At 54.4% G+C, this 16,141-nt stretch carries 17 protein-coding genes; 11 read left to right on the top strand and 6 right to left on the bottom strand.

All coding sequences use genetic code 11. The features are described 5' to 3' along the window. The first annotated feature begins 349 nt into the window (after positions 1–349). Positions 350–961, top strand: coding sequence for a flavodoxin family protein (locus QHG98_08550; protein ID MDH7597766.1), 612 nt, complete (start codon positions 350–352; stop codon positions 959–961). On the opposite strand, the gene QHG98_08545 is transcribed toward QHG98_08550, so the two are convergent. After that, positions 939–1,646 carry a DUF1614 domain-containing protein gene (locus QHG98_08545; GenBank protein ID MDH7597765.1) on the bottom strand — a complete coding sequence of 236 codons (708 nt, stop codon included), beginning with the start codon at positions 1,644–1,646 and terminating at the stop codon, positions 939–941. The genes QHG98_08550 and QHG98_08545 overlap by 23 nt on opposite strands. Positions 1,647–1,697: 51 nt before the next feature. Between QHG98_08545 and QHG98_08540 the strand changes: the two genes are divergently transcribed. The 9 genes from QHG98_08540 to QHG98_08500 all read left to right on the top strand — a co-directional run bounded on the left by QHG98_08540 (position 1,698) and on the right by QHG98_08500 (position 9,758). Beyond that, positions 1,698–2,354: a 2,3-bisphosphoglycerate-dependent phosphoglycerate mutase gene (locus QHG98_08540; protein ID MDH7597764.1), complete on the top strand. Its 657-nt coding sequence runs from the start codon at positions 1,698–1,700 to the stop codon at positions 2,352–2,354. Positions 2,355–2,546: 192 nt separating this feature from the next. After that, complete coding sequence (locus QHG98_08535; GenBank protein MDH7597763.1) at positions 2,547–3,035, top strand: hypothetical protein; 489 nt, start codon at positions 2,547–2,549, stop codon at positions 3,033–3,035. A 527-nt stretch (positions 3,036–3,562) separates the two neighbouring features. Beyond that, complete coding sequence (locus tag QHG98_08530) at positions 3,563–4,066, top strand: 30S ribosomal protein S15 (GenBank protein ID MDH7597762.1); 504 nt, start codon at positions 3,563–3,565, stop codon at positions 4,064–4,066. A 2-nt stretch (positions 4,067–4,068) separates the two neighbouring features. Beyond that, a complete protein-coding gene (locus tag QHG98_08525) occupies positions 4,069–5,352 on the top strand; it encodes a DHH family phosphoesterase (protein MDH7597761.1) in 1,284 nt (427 codons plus the stop codon). Beyond that, positions 5,349–5,567, top strand: a complete 219-nt coding sequence (locus QHG98_08520; protein MDH7597760.1) for a KEOPS complex subunit Pcc1 — start codon at positions 5,349–5,351, stop codon at positions 5,565–5,567. Before QHG98_08525 ends, QHG98_08520 begins: the two co-directional genes overlap by 4 nt. 1 nt (position 5,568) lies before the next feature. Further along, on the top strand, positions 5,569–7,071 hold the full coding sequence (locus tag QHG98_08515) for a serine--tRNA ligase (GenBank protein MDH7597759.1): 1,503 nt from the start codon (positions 5,569–5,571) through the stop codon (positions 7,069–7,071). Between the two features lie 368 nt (positions 7,072–7,439). Continuing rightward, positions 7,440–8,048: a TIGR00296 family protein gene (locus QHG98_08510; protein MDH7597758.1), complete on the top strand. Its 609-nt coding sequence runs from the start codon at positions 7,440–7,442 to the stop codon at positions 8,046–8,048. 14 nt (positions 8,049–8,062) lie between these two features. Beyond that, complete coding sequence (locus QHG98_08505; GenBank protein MDH7597757.1) at positions 8,063–8,827, top strand: DUF1614 domain-containing protein; 765 nt, start codon at positions 8,063–8,065, stop codon at positions 8,825–8,827. Positions 8,828–9,089: 262 nt separating this feature from the next. Next, the gene (locus QHG98_08500) at positions 9,090–9,758 is read left to right on the top strand and encodes a DUF116 domain-containing protein (GenBank protein ID MDH7597756.1); all 669 of its coding nucleotides are present in this window, start codon (positions 9,090–9,092) and stop codon (positions 9,756–9,758) included. A 380-nt stretch (positions 9,759–10,138) separates the two neighbouring features. Here QHG98_08500 and QHG98_08495 read toward each other — a convergent pair whose 3' ends face one another. From QHG98_08495 to QHG98_08475, 5 genes are all read right to left on the bottom strand, one after another. Further along, positions 10,139–11,263: a DUF373 family protein gene (locus QHG98_08495; protein ID MDH7597755.1), complete on the bottom strand. Its 1,125-nt coding sequence runs from the start codon at positions 11,261–11,263 to the stop codon at positions 10,139–10,141. 348 nt (positions 11,264–11,611) lie between these two features. After that, on the bottom strand, positions 11,612–12,418 hold the full coding sequence (locus tag QHG98_08490) for a VUT family protein (protein ID MDH7597754.1): 807 nt from the start codon (positions 12,416–12,418) through the stop codon (positions 11,612–11,614). Next, positions 12,408–13,613: a tRNA guanosine(34) transglycosylase Tgt gene (gene tgt, locus QHG98_08485; GenBank protein ID MDH7597753.1), complete on the bottom strand. Its 1,206-nt coding sequence runs from the start codon at positions 13,611–13,613 to the stop codon at positions 12,408–12,410. Before tgt ends, QHG98_08490 begins: the two co-directional genes overlap by 11 nt. 611 nt (positions 13,614–14,224) lie before the next feature. Continuing rightward, positions 14,225–14,902, bottom strand: a complete 678-nt coding sequence (locus tag QHG98_08480; GenBank protein MDH7597752.1) for an NAD(P)H-dependent oxidoreductase — start codon at positions 14,900–14,902, stop codon at positions 14,225–14,227. Between the two features lie 10 nt (positions 14,903–14,912). Next, the gene (locus QHG98_08475; GenBank protein MDH7597751.1) at positions 14,913–15,371 is read right to left on the bottom strand and encodes a hypothetical protein; all 459 of its coding nucleotides are present in this window, start codon (positions 15,369–15,371) and stop codon (positions 14,913–14,915) included. Positions 15,372–15,671: 300 nt separating this feature from the next. Here QHG98_08475 and QHG98_08470 point away from each other — a divergent pair, with 300 nt between their 5' ends. Next, on the top strand, positions 15,672–16,136 hold the full coding sequence (locus tag QHG98_08470) for a DUF2240 family protein (GenBank protein MDH7597750.1): 465 nt from the start codon (positions 15,672–15,674) through the stop codon (positions 16,134–16,136). Positions 16,137–16,141: the final 5 nt, after the last annotated feature.

Here is a 16,141-nt window from a genome sequence, read left to right as displayed (position 1 = left end):
AGAGACGCACTCTGCCGGCCTGGCGTAAAAGTCAGATACGAATCTTTTGGGGCTTCAACTTTGTTGAAGCCTCTCGATGACAGTCGAGAGCTATCGAAGCCTTGTGGAGTCTGTATTCTCCTCCTTCAAGCAAAGAGCAAAAATATTCTTCTGCTCTATAACTGTGAACTTCAAACGCAAGGATAAGAACCTGGAAGCCTGCGATGGACAAGAGCTATAGAATGCTGAAACAACTTATGTAAAATGTTTATGTTCTACTACGACCTCGCGAGAAGGTAATAATGTTATTCGGACAGGTCCCCCTCCAGCGACCACAGTTTGAAGTACAATGCAGTGCCATGTAAAATCCATGATTCTCGGCATATCAGGCAGCCCGCGCAACAGGGCCACGGAGCATGTCCTCACCAGGGCGCTGGAGATGCTCAGAGAGAGTGGATTCGAGACCGAGCTCTTCACCGTCAGGGGGAAGAACATCGGGTTCTGCAGACACTGCGACTACTGTCTCAAAAACAAGACCTGCGCGATAAAGGACGACATGTACGAGCTGTATCCCCTTCTCAAAAATGCAAGGGGATTGATATTCGCAACCCCCGTATACAACGGCGGTGTGAGCGCCCAGACCAAGGCGGTCATGGACAGATGCAGAGCGCTGGTTGCAGCGGACTTCGACTTCTTCAGGGGAAAGGTTGGCATGGCGATAGCAGTGGGCGGTGACAGAATAGGCGGCCAGGAGGCGGCGATATACCAGATCATCACATTCTATATCCTGAACGGGATTGTCCCAGTGGGTGGGGGATCATTCGGGGCGAACCTCGGCGCCACATTCTGGTCAAGGGATACTCTGGAGGATGTGCAGAAGGACGAGGAGGGTTTCAGGTCCCTCCGAAAGACCGTGCGCCGGTTCGCGTCCCTCCTGAGGGATTTTGAGGAGGTCTCGGCTAGACGAGCAGCACAGCGATGATGCCTGTGAGGAAAACGCCATCAAAGGTCCCTGCGCCACCGATCGAGACCACAGGAGCGCCGAGGCGCTGAATTCTGTTGAGGTTGAGAATATCAGCGCCGATGAGCGTTCCCAGCGTGCCGCTGACGTATGCTGTGACGAACTCAAGCTCTCGAGGACCTCCAGCAATCATGATCACAGCCAGTGATGACAGTGCTGCTATGAGCGGTGGAAGAAGGGCAGGCGTCACTATGCCCAGGCCCGGGACAGGTCTGGCGATCCTGTGCACAGCAAGCGTCACAATAACAGTGGCTGCTGCTGCATATGCCAGGGCGTGCGAAAACGCCAGAAGCAGATACACAGATACCAGGATCGGGATCATTGCGCCACCCACATTCAGGGCCACTGTGGTGCTGTTGTAAACGGTCTCGTAGACGGGGATCCTGTAGTTCACTCCGAAAACCCTGACATACGCCGTCCTGGTCACCGGTATCTCCGATCGTATCTCCTTGAAAGGAATGTTGATGCTGCTTCCGATCAGGGAGGCGAGGAGCAGAAGAAGCGCATCATGCCACGCAAACCCGAGCCGGAGGAAGGCAGTCTGCAGCGCACCAACGAAGAGCAGGGAGACGACCAGGAATACCAGCAGCGCCAGAACAGCCATGAAGAGAAATGTTAGCGGTGCGTAGAACAGCCGGCCATTCATGCATTCATCTCTGACATCTTTATATAACAATCTTTGCCTGTGGTTGACTGCATGTACAGACTGGTCATGCTCAGACACGGCCAGAGCAGCTACAATGCTGAGAGGAGGTTCACCGGATGGTCGGATCCCGATCTCACACCAGAGGGCATGATGGAGGCGAGAGAGGCGGGCAGGATCCTGCGAAGAGAGGGATACACGTTCGACGTCGCCTTCGTCTCGATGCTCAGGCGTGCCATAAAGACACTCTGCGCAGTCCTGGATGAGATGGACCTGCTCTGGATACCCGTCAGGAAATCCTGGATGCTGAACGAGCGGCACTACGGAGAGCTGGAGGGCCAGGTCATAGATGATGTTCCCAACGAGTTGAAGAAATACAGGCACAGGTTTGATATCCGGCCACCTGCTATGCCATACGATGATCCAAGGCATCCGCGTTTTGACAGAAGGTACAGGGATCTGGATAGACCACCTGCGGGGGAATCAATAAGAGATGTGCAGGAGCGTCTTCTGATCCTCTGGACGTACGAGATAGCTCCGGAGATCCTCTCAGGGAGAAGGGTCATAGTGACGACACACGCGAATGTCATTCGTGCCTTCATGAACCATATGGAGGGAGTTCCAACAGAGGGTCTGGTGGTTCCAACGGGAAGGCCAATAGTCTACGAGCTCGGTGACCGGCTCGAGCCCATCAGGAGGTACTGGCTGTAGTGAGCAGGTCAGAGGCTGCGCCCGACTCCAGCCCTGGATCATGGAGCACCAGGTATGGACGCTGCAGATATCCAGAATGAAGAACACGAGGCACATGCGGTGCGCTTTCACCACTCAATGCGCTGTTGTAGACCTCATATTACCCTCGTATAAGAGGTACTTTTAAATTAAGCATCGTACAAGATCAGGGCGATGATGCGAGTAGGATTTGCGCTCCTGCTTCTGCTGGGAGTGGGTTTGTGCACAGGGTTCGCAGTGGCAGAGCTCACTGCGAGCCAGTTGCTTGACAGGGGTAGCATCAGTGTGGGCGATACAGCAGTGGTCACGCTCAACCTGATCTACGCTGGGGATAATGCGACACAGGCAAGCGTGGTGCCCCTGATTCCGTATGGCCTGATGACTTCTGGCCCGGCGATGTACATGGTCACGCTCTATCCGGGCCGGCCGGAGACGGTCTCGTATCCGATAATCGCACAGCAGCCTGGATATTATGATGTGATTTCCTCTATATCATACGCAGAATATGGATTCACGCGTGAGCTACAGATGGTATCGCAACTGGTTGTCATAAGCCAGAGCCCGGAGTCACCACCAGCTGCGCCACCCGGCTTGCCTGAGGATCAGTCACCTGCGGAGCCCGGTCCCGGGATGCCCAGTAATATGTCAAAACTTAACTACTGAGCACCCTGCGGAGAGACCGGCGCTAAACAGCTGTCAAGGCACCACAAATAACACAATGAACTCCCTCAGCAGATCTAACTTGACATTGGCCATCTCCCACTACTATTTATAGTCCTTTGCGTCACTCCATGTAAATCCATTTAAAAGCTACTGGATATGTCATACTTCATAGACAATTTTATGTGATATTCCATATTATAGCAACTTATGCGGAATACTATAGATAACGATGCTGCAGATCTTCGATGGTGCGATTCTCTGGCAGAGATTCTGGCTTTATGCCTGGCCTTTATGATTTCGAGGATTGTGCGATCACCGATCCCGTGCCTTCAACTAACTCGAAACGAACGCATAGCATGACCCCTGGTCTTCAGACAAGTCATCAAACGGATGAGAGCGGGATGAGAGCGATCTCGCATTCATTCCTCCCGGCCGGCGCCTGCGAACGGCGCAAGCTTTTTATCCTGAGTTACGATGATCATTCTGCCTTCGCACTTATTGTATGATGAGGATTTGAAATGGCCAGAATGCATAGTCGTAAGAAGGGTTCATCGAGATCGAGACCACCGCTGGTGGACAAGCTGCCTGAGTGGTGTGATGTGAGCAAGGAGGAGCTCGAGAAGACCATAATGACCCTCCATGAGAGGGGGATGTCGACTGCGATGATCGGACTCACGCTCAGGGATCAGTATGGTGTGCCGAACGTCAAGATGGTCCTCGGAAAGGGCCTGAGCAGCTTCCTCAGAGAGAGGAACGCGCTCCCGGAGATACCTGAGGATCTGAGCAACCTGATGAGAAAGGCGCTTGGACTGAGGCGACACCTCCTCAGAGCCCTCCCGAAGGGTGCTGTGAGCGATACAAGCGGGGGCAGGCTTCCAAGGACAAAGGACATACACAACAAGAGGGCCCTCCAGCTTGTTGAGAGCAAGATCCGCAGGCTGGTGAAGTACTACAAGCGGGTTGGCAGGCTGCCTGCCACATGGGATTACAGGCCTGAGGCCGCCGAGATTCAGATATCATCAAAGCAGTGATCATGAAGGCATTCGAGAAAGCCGCGGAGTCCGTAGCCAGGGCCGTTCTCCAGTGCGATAGGGTTGTCGTGGTCTCACATGACGACGCTGATGGTATATCATCGGCAGGTCTGCTCTGCAACGCTCTCGCTCGCGCCGGGATTCCGTTCCAGGCCAGGCTGACGCCGCGTCTGAGTGCGGATGCCATTGAGGGCCTGGAGCCGCCGATCGTCTTCTGCGACATGGGCAGCGGTCAGCCTGAGGTGGTATCCGGAGTAAAGGGCGACGTCTTTGTGCTCGACCATCACAGGCCTGTCGACTCTCTGGACTGCATGTCGCTTAACCCTCATAGCTTCGGCATCGATGGGGCCTTTGAGATGAGCGCGTCAGGGGTCGTTTACTCTGTCGTGAGAAAGATGGGTGATAACAGGGACCTCGCAGGGCTTGCGCTTGTGGGCGCGATAGGCGACAGGCAGGCTATGATCGGCGCAAACAGGCTTATACTCGAGGAGGGGCTGGCCGCGGGTGCTGTGGAGGTGCGCCCCGGGCTCAAGATGGCAGAGGACGGCGATGTCTCGAAGGTCTTCGAGCGCTCAATCGAGCCGCTGCTCGACTTCACCGGAGATCCGGAGAGGGTGAGGGCGTTCCTGAGAGAGGTCGGCGTTGATGGGAAGGTGGAGGATCTCAGAGGAGAGCCGCTTACGAGGCTCTCAACAGCGCTGGTTCTCAAGCTTCTCATGCAGGGAAGCTTCGCTGCGGATTCGGTGATAGGAGAGATGATACGGCTGAAGAGAGAGGTGGTCGAGAACGCCTTCGAGCTCGTTCTACTCCTGAACGCGTGCGGCCGTCTTGAGAGACCTGGAGTCGGCCTGACACTGTGTCTGCGGGACCGGTCTGCGCTCCCTGAAGCGAGAAGGATCGCAGATGATTACAGAAAGGAGATTCTTGAAGGCATCGATCTGCTCCGCAGGAACAATAAAGAGATGGAGAACATAAGGTACCTGATAGCAGAGAACCTCCACGGCGGTGGGGTCATAGCAGGTCTCGGCATAAGGTATCTTTACACTGATAAACCTCTCATAGTTCTGAATAACAAAGACGGCACCGTCAGGGTCTCTGCGAGGGGTAACAGGCCGCTCATAAGGAGAGGTCTGGACCTGTCAGTAGCGTTGAGACAGGCTGCGGAGAGCGTTGGCGGAAAGGGCGGCGGGCACAGCATAGCAAGCGGCGCCTCGATACCGCCTGGCACTGAGGAGCAGTTCCTCTTTAAGCTGAATGAGATCATCGGTGGTCAGCTGAAGCGATGATATATGTAAAGCTCATCTTCTGGGGCAGTGATGTGCAGGAGATATCAAAGGCGCTGGAGCCGGACAACCTTCCAAGCATGAAGGTCTCTGTGCAGAAGGATGAGCTGATCGTGGAGCTCTCTGCTGAGAGGATCGGAACAGTGCTGTCCACGGTCGATGATCTTCTGATGAACATCAAGGTGGCTGAGGAGGCCATTGGCTCCTCGGAGGTTTGAGATGAGATTTCACCTGGAGGCGAGCCTGAAGCTCAGCGGCGATGCCGCAAAGGCTGAGGGCGATCTCGCCGAGTTCTTCGAAAAGCAGGCTGCGGACCTCCTGAAGAAGGGCGCGCCTGAGGGCATGGGCGCGAGGGTTGATGGCTGGAGGGTCGCAGATGACCGGCTGGAGATAACGATAGAGAGTGACAGGTACGTGAGGGCTCATGATGCCCTTCTGAGGCTCAGAAAACCGCTCGCGGATCTCCTCGGCAGAAAACACAGGCTGGGGATACGGGGCATAGATGTCAGCAGGTTTGAGATACAGATCGAGTCCGATCGCCCGATAACCCACAGGATTCCCTATGTCAGGGAGTCGAGATACGAGGACGGACGCCTCACGCTCCTCCTGGGCGTCGAGGATCCGAAGCGCGGATGGACATGGATGCTCGAGAACCGCATCCCTGACAGGATTGTCAGTCTGCTCGAGGAGAAGCTCCAGAGCTACGGCGGAAAGGCCGAGCACTGGGAGCTGCTCTGGGAGAGCCCGCTGAGGGAGATTAAATTCGATGGCGACCCCACGCAGGAGATGCTGAAGAGGGGATGGATAAAGCACGGATCCGCGAGAGGCCAGTGGATACACGGCCCGCAGTCGACACATCTCTTCAGGACGTTCGAGAAGATCGTGCTCGAGGAGATCCTTGAGCCGCTTGGATACAGGGAGATGATCTTTCCCAAGCTCGACACATGGGATGTGTGGAAGAGGAGCGGTCATGCCCAGGGAGTTTACCCTGAGATCTACTACGTGTGCCCGCCGAAGAGCAGGGACCCAGCGTTCTGGGAGGAGGTCATGGATTACTACAAGGTGACCCATGAGGTTCCGCTTGATCTGATAAAGGAGAAGATCGACTACCCGATCGGCGGGATGTGCTATGCTCAGTGCCCCACATTCTGGGTCTTCCTCCAGGGCGCCACGCTTCCGAACGATGAGCTCCCCATAAAGGTGTTCGACAGGTCTGGAACAAGTCACAGATACGAGTCCGGAGGCATTCATGGCATAGAGCGCGTAGACGAGTTCCACAGGATCGAGATCGTGTGGCTCGGCACAAAGCAGCAGGTCATGGAGGAGGCGGAGCGGCTCAAGGAGAGGTACAGGCGGATCTTCGAGGAGATACTGGAGCTGCGCTGGCGCATGGCCTGGGTCACTCCCTGGTTCATGGCGCAGGAGGGCAGGACAGGCCTTGCTGAGATGGAGGGTGCCGGCACAATAGACTACGAGGCGCTGCTCCCCTACAGCGGCAACTGGATCGAGTTCCAGAACCTCTCTGTTAACGGGGAGAAGTATCCGAAGGGGTTCTCTGTAAAGGCACAGAGCGGCGAGAGCCTCTGGAGCGGCTGCAGTGGAGTGGGCCTGGAGAGATGGACGAGCGTATTTCTCGGACAGAAAGGCCTGGACCCGGAGAACTGGCCCGAAGAGTTCCGGAAGAGGTTTGGGGAGATGCCAAAGGGCTTCAGGTTCCTCTGACCTCTGCCATTATTTTATCTGCCCGTTCTCCAATGCAATTGTGCGTGCCAGAATGCATGCTATTCCCGTATTTGCTCAATATCGTGAGAGTGCTTGAGTTACTGATCAAGTGAAGCACGCTCGTCCATCCGCTATGACAAAGTTGTTCATCCAGAAATCGTCAGGAGGGCAATTTATAGTCCTTTGCGTCACTCCATGTAAACCCATTTAAAAGCTACTGGATATCTCATACTTCATAGACGATTTTATGTGATATTCCTATATTATAGCAACTTATGCGGAATACTATAGCTCAACGTATTGAGCATGTTCATATTCCCGTCCGCCAGCTCACAAGATTTTAATCTGATACGGGTCAATTTATGTTTATGCTCACACTGGAGGAAGGAAGGAGGGCGGTCAGGCTGGCCAGAGAGGCGCTGACAGCTTACGTCAACAGGAAAGAGATCATAAATCCGCACGATCTTCCCGGGGTCTTCGCTGAGCGGCGTGGCGTTTTCGTGACCCTGGAGAAGGACGGAGAGCTCCGTGGGTGCATAGGCTATCCCAGAGCAGTCCTTCCGCTTGGAAGGGCAATTGTGGATTCCGCGATAAATGCTGGCACGAGAGACCCCAGGTTTCCGAGGGTTCGTCCGGAGGAGCTTGATGATATAACCATAGAGGTGACGGTTCTCACCGAGCCCCAGGTGATCGATGGCGATAAAAAAACGCTGCCTGAGCGGGTCCAGATAGGGAGGCACGGCCTGATCGTCACCAGGGGCATGTATTCCGGCCTGCTCCTGCCCCAGGTCGCGACGGAGTACGGCTTCGATTCGGTGGACTTCCTCTGTCAGACGTGCCTCAAGGCAGGGCTTCCTGTTGATGCATGGCTCGATGATGACACTGTTATAGAGTGCTTCGAGGCACAGATCTTCTCTGAGACCAGCCCGAATGGCGATGTGATCGAGAAGAGGCTGCCCGCATGCGATACGCAATGAGTGGTGGATGAGAGATGCTGGAGCTGATGATCCCCTTCTTCCTCCTACTTGTAATTCTGCTCCTGGCCCTCCCGCTGATATTCATATATCTCTTCATACGCATCACGGAGGAGGCATTCGAGCAGATCGGATTCGGCCACTGGCATGCTAGCCTGATGGTATTCGGCTCGGTAATTGGAAGCATGATAGATATACCGCTGCACAGCGGTGTTATAACAACCTATCCGGCGTTCATGATCGATATGATGAGCGCGATTCCTTCTGACATCCCTGTGAGCTTCCATCCGGTGCGTCTCCTGGTCAACGTCGGCGGATGCATTGTTCCGGTTCTCGTTAGCATTGATCTCCTCAGGCGGCGGAGAGCGCCGGTCTCCACAGCTCTCTTCGGATCGGTGGTCGTGGCATTAATCACGTACATGATGGCAGAGCCGGTCCCGAATGTGGGGATAACCCTTCCCGTGTACGTCCCTCCGGTATCTGCTGCACTCGTGGCGGTCACCCTCTGCAGAGGATACAGAACCGCGCCAGCGATCGCTTACATCAGCGGCTCGATCGGCACCCTTCTCGGCGCGGATGTTATGAACCTGCTCACGCCAGGGGTCCTGCCCGCGCTCGCCCCTCCATCTGCATACCCCCGACCTCTGGCACTCTCGATAGGCGGCGCCGGCATATTCGACGGCATATTCCTGACGGGAGTGATGGCAGTACTCCTCGCATCTCTGGTCGTATGCCTCCTGGGAGGCGGAAGCTGCAGATCCAGGAGGGTCCCGATATCGTAGAACCCCTCTCAGAACAGCCGCTTCACAGATATCCGGGGAATCCCAGAACCTCATAGTCGCTGGAGGATAGCCTGTTGCACTGCCGATCCAGATTTGAGACGGGCTCATAGAGAAAAGGACGAGGCGAATCCCGCAAAGGAGGATGCATGAAGTTCAGCAACCACATGCATGTATGGAACGTTTGGGATGATGGATGCCTCGAGGGCTGTCTTTCGAATTCGTCGAAGTAAGATTAATATCATCGATATCCAAGACTCGCCCGATGAACTACTTCGATCAGGTTTACCTGTTTGTTGGAAAAGCTGTGGTGCTCGCTCTTATAATCTCACTTCTCCTCTCGCTTATCATCGCGCTGCTCGTCGGTATATCCTTCAAGACCGGGCGATATTTCCTGGCCAGGCCGATGCTCATAGGCATAAGCCTGCTGGAGAGCTTCGTCAAGGCGATATTCTGGATGGCCCGTGCGGACGACAAGATCGTGGATGATGTCGGGATATCTCTGATGAACTACATCAACAGGGGCAAATTCTATGCCACACCCGTGGAGGAGAGGTTCGTGTTCATGCCCCAGTGCCTGCGATCCGTTGAGTGTCCCGCGAAGCTCACGCCAGAGGGGATAACATGCGTGGGATGCGGCAGGTGTGGAATAGGAGAAGCGAAGAGGCTCGCCGAATCAAGAGGCTACAGGTTCTTTGTTGTTCCGGGATCGAGTTTCATAAAGCGCATCATTCAGAGGTACCATCCGAAGGGCATAGTCGGCGTAGGGTGCGAGATGGAGATAAAAGAAGGGCTCATACTCTGCCACAGCCACGGAATACCGGCCATAGGTGTCCCTCTCACCACAGCAGGCTGTGTCTCTACAACTCTCGACTGGGAGAGGCTGTACGATGTGCTCCTCCAGAGATCCAGCAGGGAGCCTGATAGACATTAAGGCATGATCTGCCAGTAGTCTGCTTGCAGCAGGCATGCTGCTGAACGCATTCATCGCCAGATCACATGAACCCGATATGGAGGGGCAAATCACAGCTGGATGGGAGTGAAAATGCCTTCGCTCTTATCCATTTGATGACTTGTCTGAAGGAGCAGAGGCCATGCTATGCGTCCGTTTCGACTTACCTTCGACTGCATCGAAGGCGTGGCAATGAATGAGTATTCCTATTAACCCCCTTTTCACGATTTTCCATGCCGCTAAGTAATTGTATAGATGCTGTTTTATATCAAAAACTGGTTCTTAGGAATTCTCGAATGCTTTCAGCGACCACATTGCAGCTCTGCAAGTTGCCAACCACATAAGAGCGAACTGCTTTTGCGTCAGCACTTCGTCTGCACGCCCTCCTTTATGATCTCTCTGCCAGCCCCATTTCTCCTGGCTATGTAGCTCTTGAGCTTTATACCGAGGAGGGCTGTGGCCATGGCCCCCATTGCGCAGACCGCAAAGTACTGGATCGAACCGAGGGGGGACATGCTGAAGTCCTGCGTGAAGTTCGCGAGTATCACTATGCTCGCGCCCCAGAATATGAGACCTGTTGCGAAGAGGAAGAAGGGATACGAGTATGTTCTCGGATCCTTCACGCCCTCCAGGTGCATGTCTATGAGCTTCCCCACGTTGGCGCAGATGCCTGCTGCAACGTACCACCAGACGCTGGCGTTTATGAAGAGCATCAGCAGCGTGAGGTAGCCATACCATATCGGACCTTTGTATGAATACCACACGTTCGCTATGCCCTGGATTGTGGCTATTATTATCAGCATCCCGGCAAGTATGTATGTGACGAAGGATATCTTTCCGGCATACAGCGATCCTCTCAGCGTCTTCTTAGTCTCGTCCAGGAAGTCGTCCAGTCCGAGACCTCTGAAGAGAAGATAGAGCCCGACAGAGCCTGTTATGGCTATGATCGCTCCGTTCGGATAGTTCAGCAGGTAGAATATGGAGAACATCAGCAGCGCCAGGCCGGGTGGGATGAATATCGTGTGGCTTATCTTCGGGTCTGTGAATACCTGCTTCAGCAGGTAGTATGTGCTCTCGATGCTCGGATTCTGCTTCACCAGTATACGCCTTACGCCGTCGACCTTTATCCTGGACTGTATTATCGGGAGGATCGCCTCATCCTCAGCGCCGTCCGATACAACAATGACAGACTTCGGGTCCAGGCGCTCTATGAGCTGCTCGAGCTGCTCTGCAAGCTTTCTGTCCGCGCTGAGCCCGACCTTTTCGTCGCCGGTGATAGTCGCTATCTCAACAGATCTTTCTGCGGAGATCTCGTCGTAAATCTTCAGCCCGCCGAAGATCGTGTTGGTGTCGGACTCCTCCGGATCAGCAAGCCCGAGAGCAAGAGCCGCGTGCAGGTTCTCCTCCCTTCCCACCACGGGGCTCTTGATGCCGGCCTTCCGACCCAGATCGTCATCGCGGTCGATGCAGAGCACCAGTACGTCCATGATTCCACGTTGGGTAGAAATCTACTTAAATTATTCTATGTTCTGGGCGCGCGCTGCAGCATCAGAGAACATGCTCAATACGTTGAGCTAAATTGCCCTCCTGACGATTTCTGGATGAACAACTGTGCCATGGCGGCTTCACTTGATCAGTAACTCGAGCACTCTCACGATATTGAGCAATGCTCTTATGTATTCAGCAACTTGAAGGATATGCAGGCCGGTCGCTGAATGCACCCATTCGCTCAACACGAACGCATAGCGTGACTGGTGTCTCTTCGAGCAAGTTATCAGATGGATAAGAGCGTTGAGCAAATACCATCACATTCAGCAGATCTTCGCTCCCCGGGATCAATTGTGCTTTGCGTCATCTCCATGCTGCTCGAATATCGGCCTCTCTGGCACCAGGTATATCGTCCAGAATGTGAGAAGCGTGACAATCACCTTCACAACGATATTCGTCTGGAACATCTGGATCATCGCATCGAATCCGATTATTCCGGTGAATGCTATAAGCGGGAACAATGTGCTGTCTACAGGTATCGATATCGCGTTGGACACCGCAACCCTGGCCCATTGAGGTCTGTTCCTGCCCCAGCCAGTGACCCAGAGGTGATAGATCTGGGTGTCGATGAGCTCTGCTATGACCATGGTTATCACCGAGCCGAGAACGATCCTGAGCTGGAGGGAGAAGATCGACTGCCACCATGGGCCACCAGAAGTCTCGAATATCCCGAAAAGGAACTGCCATGCAGCCTGCCCGCCGTTTGCGGCCCACTCAGGCTCCGCCGGCATCAGAACCACGATCTGGAAGTAGAGGGCTGCCAGGAGGTTTACAAACGCGCTCAGCCAGATCGTGGTGATGGCAGCCCTCTTTCCAAGCTGCTTGTGTATCAGGTCCCTCCATGTGAACGTGATGGAGTATATGAAGCCAGCATCCATGACAAGTCTTCCGAAATAGGTGACCTTTGTCGCGGCTATGTTGCCTGCCAGTGAGAAAAATATGTAAAGCCCGCAGAGGATTATCGTCGCCTGTGTTTTATCGATGCGGATCCTGAAGCTGGAGGATCCGGATGCTGGATCATGCGATAAACGGCGTTCCCCGCCACCAGAATAATAATGGACTGGATTGTTGCCAGACCCTCCATCATGGCTCACTCTTCATCCACCTTCTCTTGAGCGCGCTGAACCTTCCCTCTCTTATAGATCTCCTTATCGACTCCATCAGCCTGAGCATGAAGTAGACGTTGTGGACGGTGGCAGCTCTGAAGTATGAGAGCTCCTTCGAGATGTAGAGGTGTCTGAGATACGCCCTGCTGTACATCCTGCATGTTGGACACCCGCATCTCGGGTCCACGGGCCTCTTGTCGTCCCTGAAGATCGAGGATTTTATGCTTATCCTGAACTTGTTTTCAATGCATCCTCCTGATGCCGGGGATATGTACAGGTTGCCTCTGCGTGCGATTCTTGTTGGATGGACGCAGTCGAATGTATCGATTCCCCTCTCGACGCACTCGAAGATGTCCGGGATCTCCCCGATTCCAAGCAGGTGCCTGGGTCGGTCATCCAGCCTTGGGATGACCCAATCAAGAACCTGGTGCATGTCCTCCTTGCAGTTTCCGAGAGAGCCTCCGATCGCGATGCCGTCGAAAGGCAACGATCTTATGAAATCCGCACTCTCCCTGCGGAGGTCCTCGAACCATCCTCCCTGTATGATGCCGTATATTGCCTGTCTCCTGTCGTGGTACCTCAAAGACTGGACAGCCCAGCGGTGGGTCCTCTCCATAGCCTCTCTGGTGTAGTCATAATCAGAGAGCGGAGATGTGCATTCATCGAATGCCATGATGATGTCAGATCCAAGCCTGCTCTGGATCCGCATGGCGCTCCTGGGGTCGAGAAAATGCCATCCACCATCGATTAAGGATTTGAAGGCGACGCCCTCATCTGTGATCCTCGTCAGGTTCTCTCTGCGCTCTGGAGACCGTCTTCCCTGCGGGAAGATGCTTCCTATCTTGCTTATGTTGTGCTCCCGCCCCAGCCCAAGGGAGAATGCCTGAAACCCGCCTGAGTCCGTGAAGATGGGGCCATCAAATGACATGAACCTGTGGAGCCCGCCCATCCTCCTTATGAGATCCTCTCCTGTTCGCAGATGCAAATGATACGTGTTTGCGAATATCGCCTGCACACCCAGGGCTCTCAGGTCATCTGAACCGAGCGCCCTGACAGAAGCCACTGTGGCGACAGGGACGAACTGGGGCGTCTCTATGTATCCCCGGCGCGTCCTGATCACCCCAAGCCTCGCGCGCGTCACCCTCGATCGCTTCAGGACATCAAAGGAGAAATGCTCTGCCATCTGCAGCTCTTCCCAGGACAGATGTTGCTGAATCACATGAAGTTGATTATAAGCTATTCGCTCTTACGTGCGTAGCAACTTGCAGAGCTGCAATGTGGTCGATGAAAGCATTCATTGCCAGCCTTTGATGCAGTCGAAGGTAAGTCGAAACGAACGCATAGCATGGCCTCTGCTCCTTCAGACAAGTCATCAAATGGATAAGAGCGAAGCTATTTAGCACTTCGGATTGGGTATCTGAACGGAACATGCTGTTGAGCTAAATTGCCCTCCTGACGATTTCTGTATGAACGACTATGCCCGATGATAGCGGCTTCACTTGATCAGTAACTCAAGTACGCTCACGATATTGAGCAAATACTCTGAACGCCCAGCGGTGTGGCACTGATCAGCAGCCGGCAACAAAAAAGATCGAAGAGAGTGCCCCATCCTGTGTGGCTCAAGAAGCCAGGGTCTGCAATCAAACTCAACAACTGCAAGAGGCCTCTGGAAGCTCCAGGGCTGCCCGGATGTCAGAGGCTGATCAGTCCTGAGCTCTTCCTGAAATCGCCCATCAATCTCCGGTTGTATGTACAGAGTCCGGTTGTACAGGGAGGATGCCAGAGCCTCGCGGCTCATGCACCCTTTCTGACCTCCTCCATGGCCTTCTCCGCTGCCTTCATGTACTCCTCCTCGCTCATAAGCGGTCTGCTAACAGTTTGGAGCAGGCTCTCTGAGATTCGCCCCGTCCTCACGAGCTCTCTGCCAGCGTCCCTTGCGGCCTGGATCACGTCGTCCATTGCACCTTCAGGCAGGAACCTCATCGCCTCTGCGCCAGGGCGGAGGAGCGCGGCGACAAACTCGGCCGCATCAGGCATTGAGTATATCGCCCTCATCTGTGCGATGATGGGATCGAACGCCCCGATCTCCCACGCGCCGCAGGATGAGACCAGCACAACCTTCTGCCTCTTCTTTGGCGTCGTGCCTGGAACGTGAAGCGGGAGCTGCCTGTCCATCAGGTTCTTGAGCGGGCCGGTGACTCCCGAGAAGTACACAGGCGTGGCCCATACTATAACATCGGCATCCTCGAACTTCGGATATAACATCTGCATGTCGTCGTTCTGGCCGCACCTTCCAGGGTTCCGGAACCAGCAGCTCATATCGCCGTTGCATGGTCCGATCTTGAGCTTCCTGGTGTGGAACAGCTCCACATCGGCTCCTTCCTCCCGCATGCCATCCAGGAACGGATTCAGTATGCGAGCTGTGTTCCCCGCATCCATCTTGGGGCTTCCGTTTATGGCGAGCACTTTCATAATTTTTCCTCTATGCAAAGAATACACCTAAAAAGTACTTAAAGACATCCGCACTCGCCAGCACGAGCGCGAGCTTGAGCCGTGTTGTGAGCCTGGTGGCCTCTATCTTCACCTCTCCCCTGTCTCTGGCATCCTTGAATGCCGCCACAGGATCGCTGGATGATGCCACCCTCTGGATCGTGCTCTCAGATGTCTCTATGGTTATAGTCGGATCCTCAATCCCACCAGGGTATGAGGCCACTATGCGCCCCTTGAACGTCTCCAGGCCGAACATGTACAGCGTGCCGTTATTGAGGAGTATGTTGATCTCGACCCTCTCGCTTCCGAGCAGCTCCCCCAGCATCTGGGGCGCCTGATCTATATTGCTGTTGTACCTGTCAATATACATCTGTGGTGAGGTATTCTCGAAGAGCGCATCTGCTGTGCACAGCAACAGCAGGCATGCCAGGAGACAAAGAACATATCGCATGAGACCCACTCAGACTGCTGGAATAAATGCCTTCCGAGCCGGATATGCACCGGTCCTCTCATGCCTGGCAGTACTGCCAGGAGCACCGGAAGCACAGAAGGGATTCTGATAAACACCGGCGAGATGATGTGAGCATCCCCGATCACATGTCCCCACATGTGTGAACGTTGCGAGAGCATTATATAGGCACACATAATGGAGACTCAGGGAGCTGCTGGCGATCAGAGAAATTCAGTGCTGTGACAGATCGCCATTATTGTCCCCATACCCCGGCTAACCCGGGGCGTCACCGAAGAGAGGGTGTTACATTTGGATCAGGAGAAGAGGTACCTTGTGGCCCTGCCGTTCAAGAAGCGTGGGAAGAGCAGCCTGAAGATAAGCGACTTCATATTTGCACTCTCGCTGGACATGAAGTGGGGACCTCCAGAAAAGGTGAGGGCGCTTCTCATGGAAGCGGAAAAGGAGGGCCTGGTTCGCATCGATGGAGATGTGGTGCATTCCAGAGAGGATATCGAGATACCTGTTGGGTTCAAACCCACCCCGGTCGAGAGCATATTCGAGAGGGCGGTAAGAATGATATCCTCGAAGACCGGCATGAGTAGAAAAGAGATCATAGCGATGATAAACGAGCGGCAGGACTCGCTCCAGAGGCTGGTTGAGCTGGATGCTGTTGCACTTCTGGTGGCGAGAGAGCTCGAGATCGATGTAGCTGATATGGCCCGGGAGGCATACCAGAGCCTGATCTCCTCCAGGGATGCGGCCTAGCTCCT

This window comes from Methanothrix sp. (assembly GCA_029907715.1).
Lineage (GTDB): Archaea > Halobacteriota > Methanosarcinia > Methanotrichales > Methanotrichaceae > Methanothrix_B.
The sequence above is the reverse complement of the archived record's forward strand: the minus strand, read 5'-3'. Positions and strand labels throughout refer to the sequence as shown.

What these genes read in the sequence shown, in the direction of transcription:
- QHG98_08520 (MDH7597760.1), top strand. Translation starts at nt 5,349, where the DNA reads ATGATATATGTAAAGCTCATCTTCTGGGGCAGTGATGTGCAGGAGATA.
- tgt (MDH7597753.1), bottom strand. Translation starts at nt 13,613, where the DNA reads ATGGCAGAGCATTTCTCCTTTGATGTCCTGAAGCGATCGAGGGTGACG.
- QHG98_08475 (MDH7597751.1), bottom strand. Translation starts at nt 15,371, where the DNA reads ATGCGATATGTTCTTTGTCTCCTGGCATGCCTGCTGTTGCTGTGCACA.
- QHG98_08495 (MDH7597755.1), bottom strand. Translation starts at nt 11,263, where the DNA reads ATGGACGTACTGGTGCTCTGCATCGACCGCGATGACGATCTGGGTCGG.
- QHG98_08480 (MDH7597752.1), bottom strand. Translation starts at nt 14,902, where the DNA reads ATGAAAGTGCTCGCCATAAACGGAAGCCCCAAGATGGATGCGGGGAAC.
- QHG98_08535 (MDH7597763.1), top strand. Translation starts at nt 2,547, where the DNA reads ATGATGCGAGTAGGATTTGCGCTCCTGCTTCTGCTGGGAGTGGGTTTG.
- QHG98_08505 (MDH7597757.1), top strand. Translation starts at nt 8,063, where the DNA reads ATGCTGGAGCTGATGATCCCCTTCTTCCTCCTACTTGTAATTCTGCTC.
- QHG98_08545 (MDH7597765.1), bottom strand. Translation starts at nt 1,646, where the DNA reads ATGAATGGCCGGCTGTTCTACGCACCGCTAACATTTCTCTTCATGGCT.
- QHG98_08510 (MDH7597758.1), top strand. Translation starts at nt 7,440, where the DNA reads ATGCTCACACTGGAGGAAGGAAGGAGGGCGGTCAGGCTGGCCAGAGAG.
- QHG98_08550 (MDH7597766.1), top strand. Translation starts at nt 350, where the DNA reads ATGATTCTCGGCATATCAGGCAGCCCGCGCAACAGGGCCACGGAGCAT.
- QHG98_08515 (MDH7597759.1), top strand. Translation starts at nt 5,569, where the DNA reads ATGAGATTTCACCTGGAGGCGAGCCTGAAGCTCAGCGGCGATGCCGCA.
- QHG98_08540 (MDH7597764.1), top strand. Translation starts at nt 1,698, where the DNA reads ATGTACAGACTGGTCATGCTCAGACACGGCCAGAGCAGCTACAATGCT.
- QHG98_08525 (MDH7597761.1), top strand. Translation starts at nt 4,069, where the DNA reads ATGAAGGCATTCGAGAAAGCCGCGGAGTCCGTAGCCAGGGCCGTTCTC.
- QHG98_08530 (MDH7597762.1), top strand. Translation starts at nt 3,563, where the DNA reads ATGCATAGTCGTAAGAAGGGTTCATCGAGATCGAGACCACCGCTGGTG.
- QHG98_08500 (MDH7597756.1), top strand. Translation starts at nt 9,090, where the DNA reads ATGAACTACTTCGATCAGGTTTACCTGTTTGTTGGAAAAGCTGTGGTG.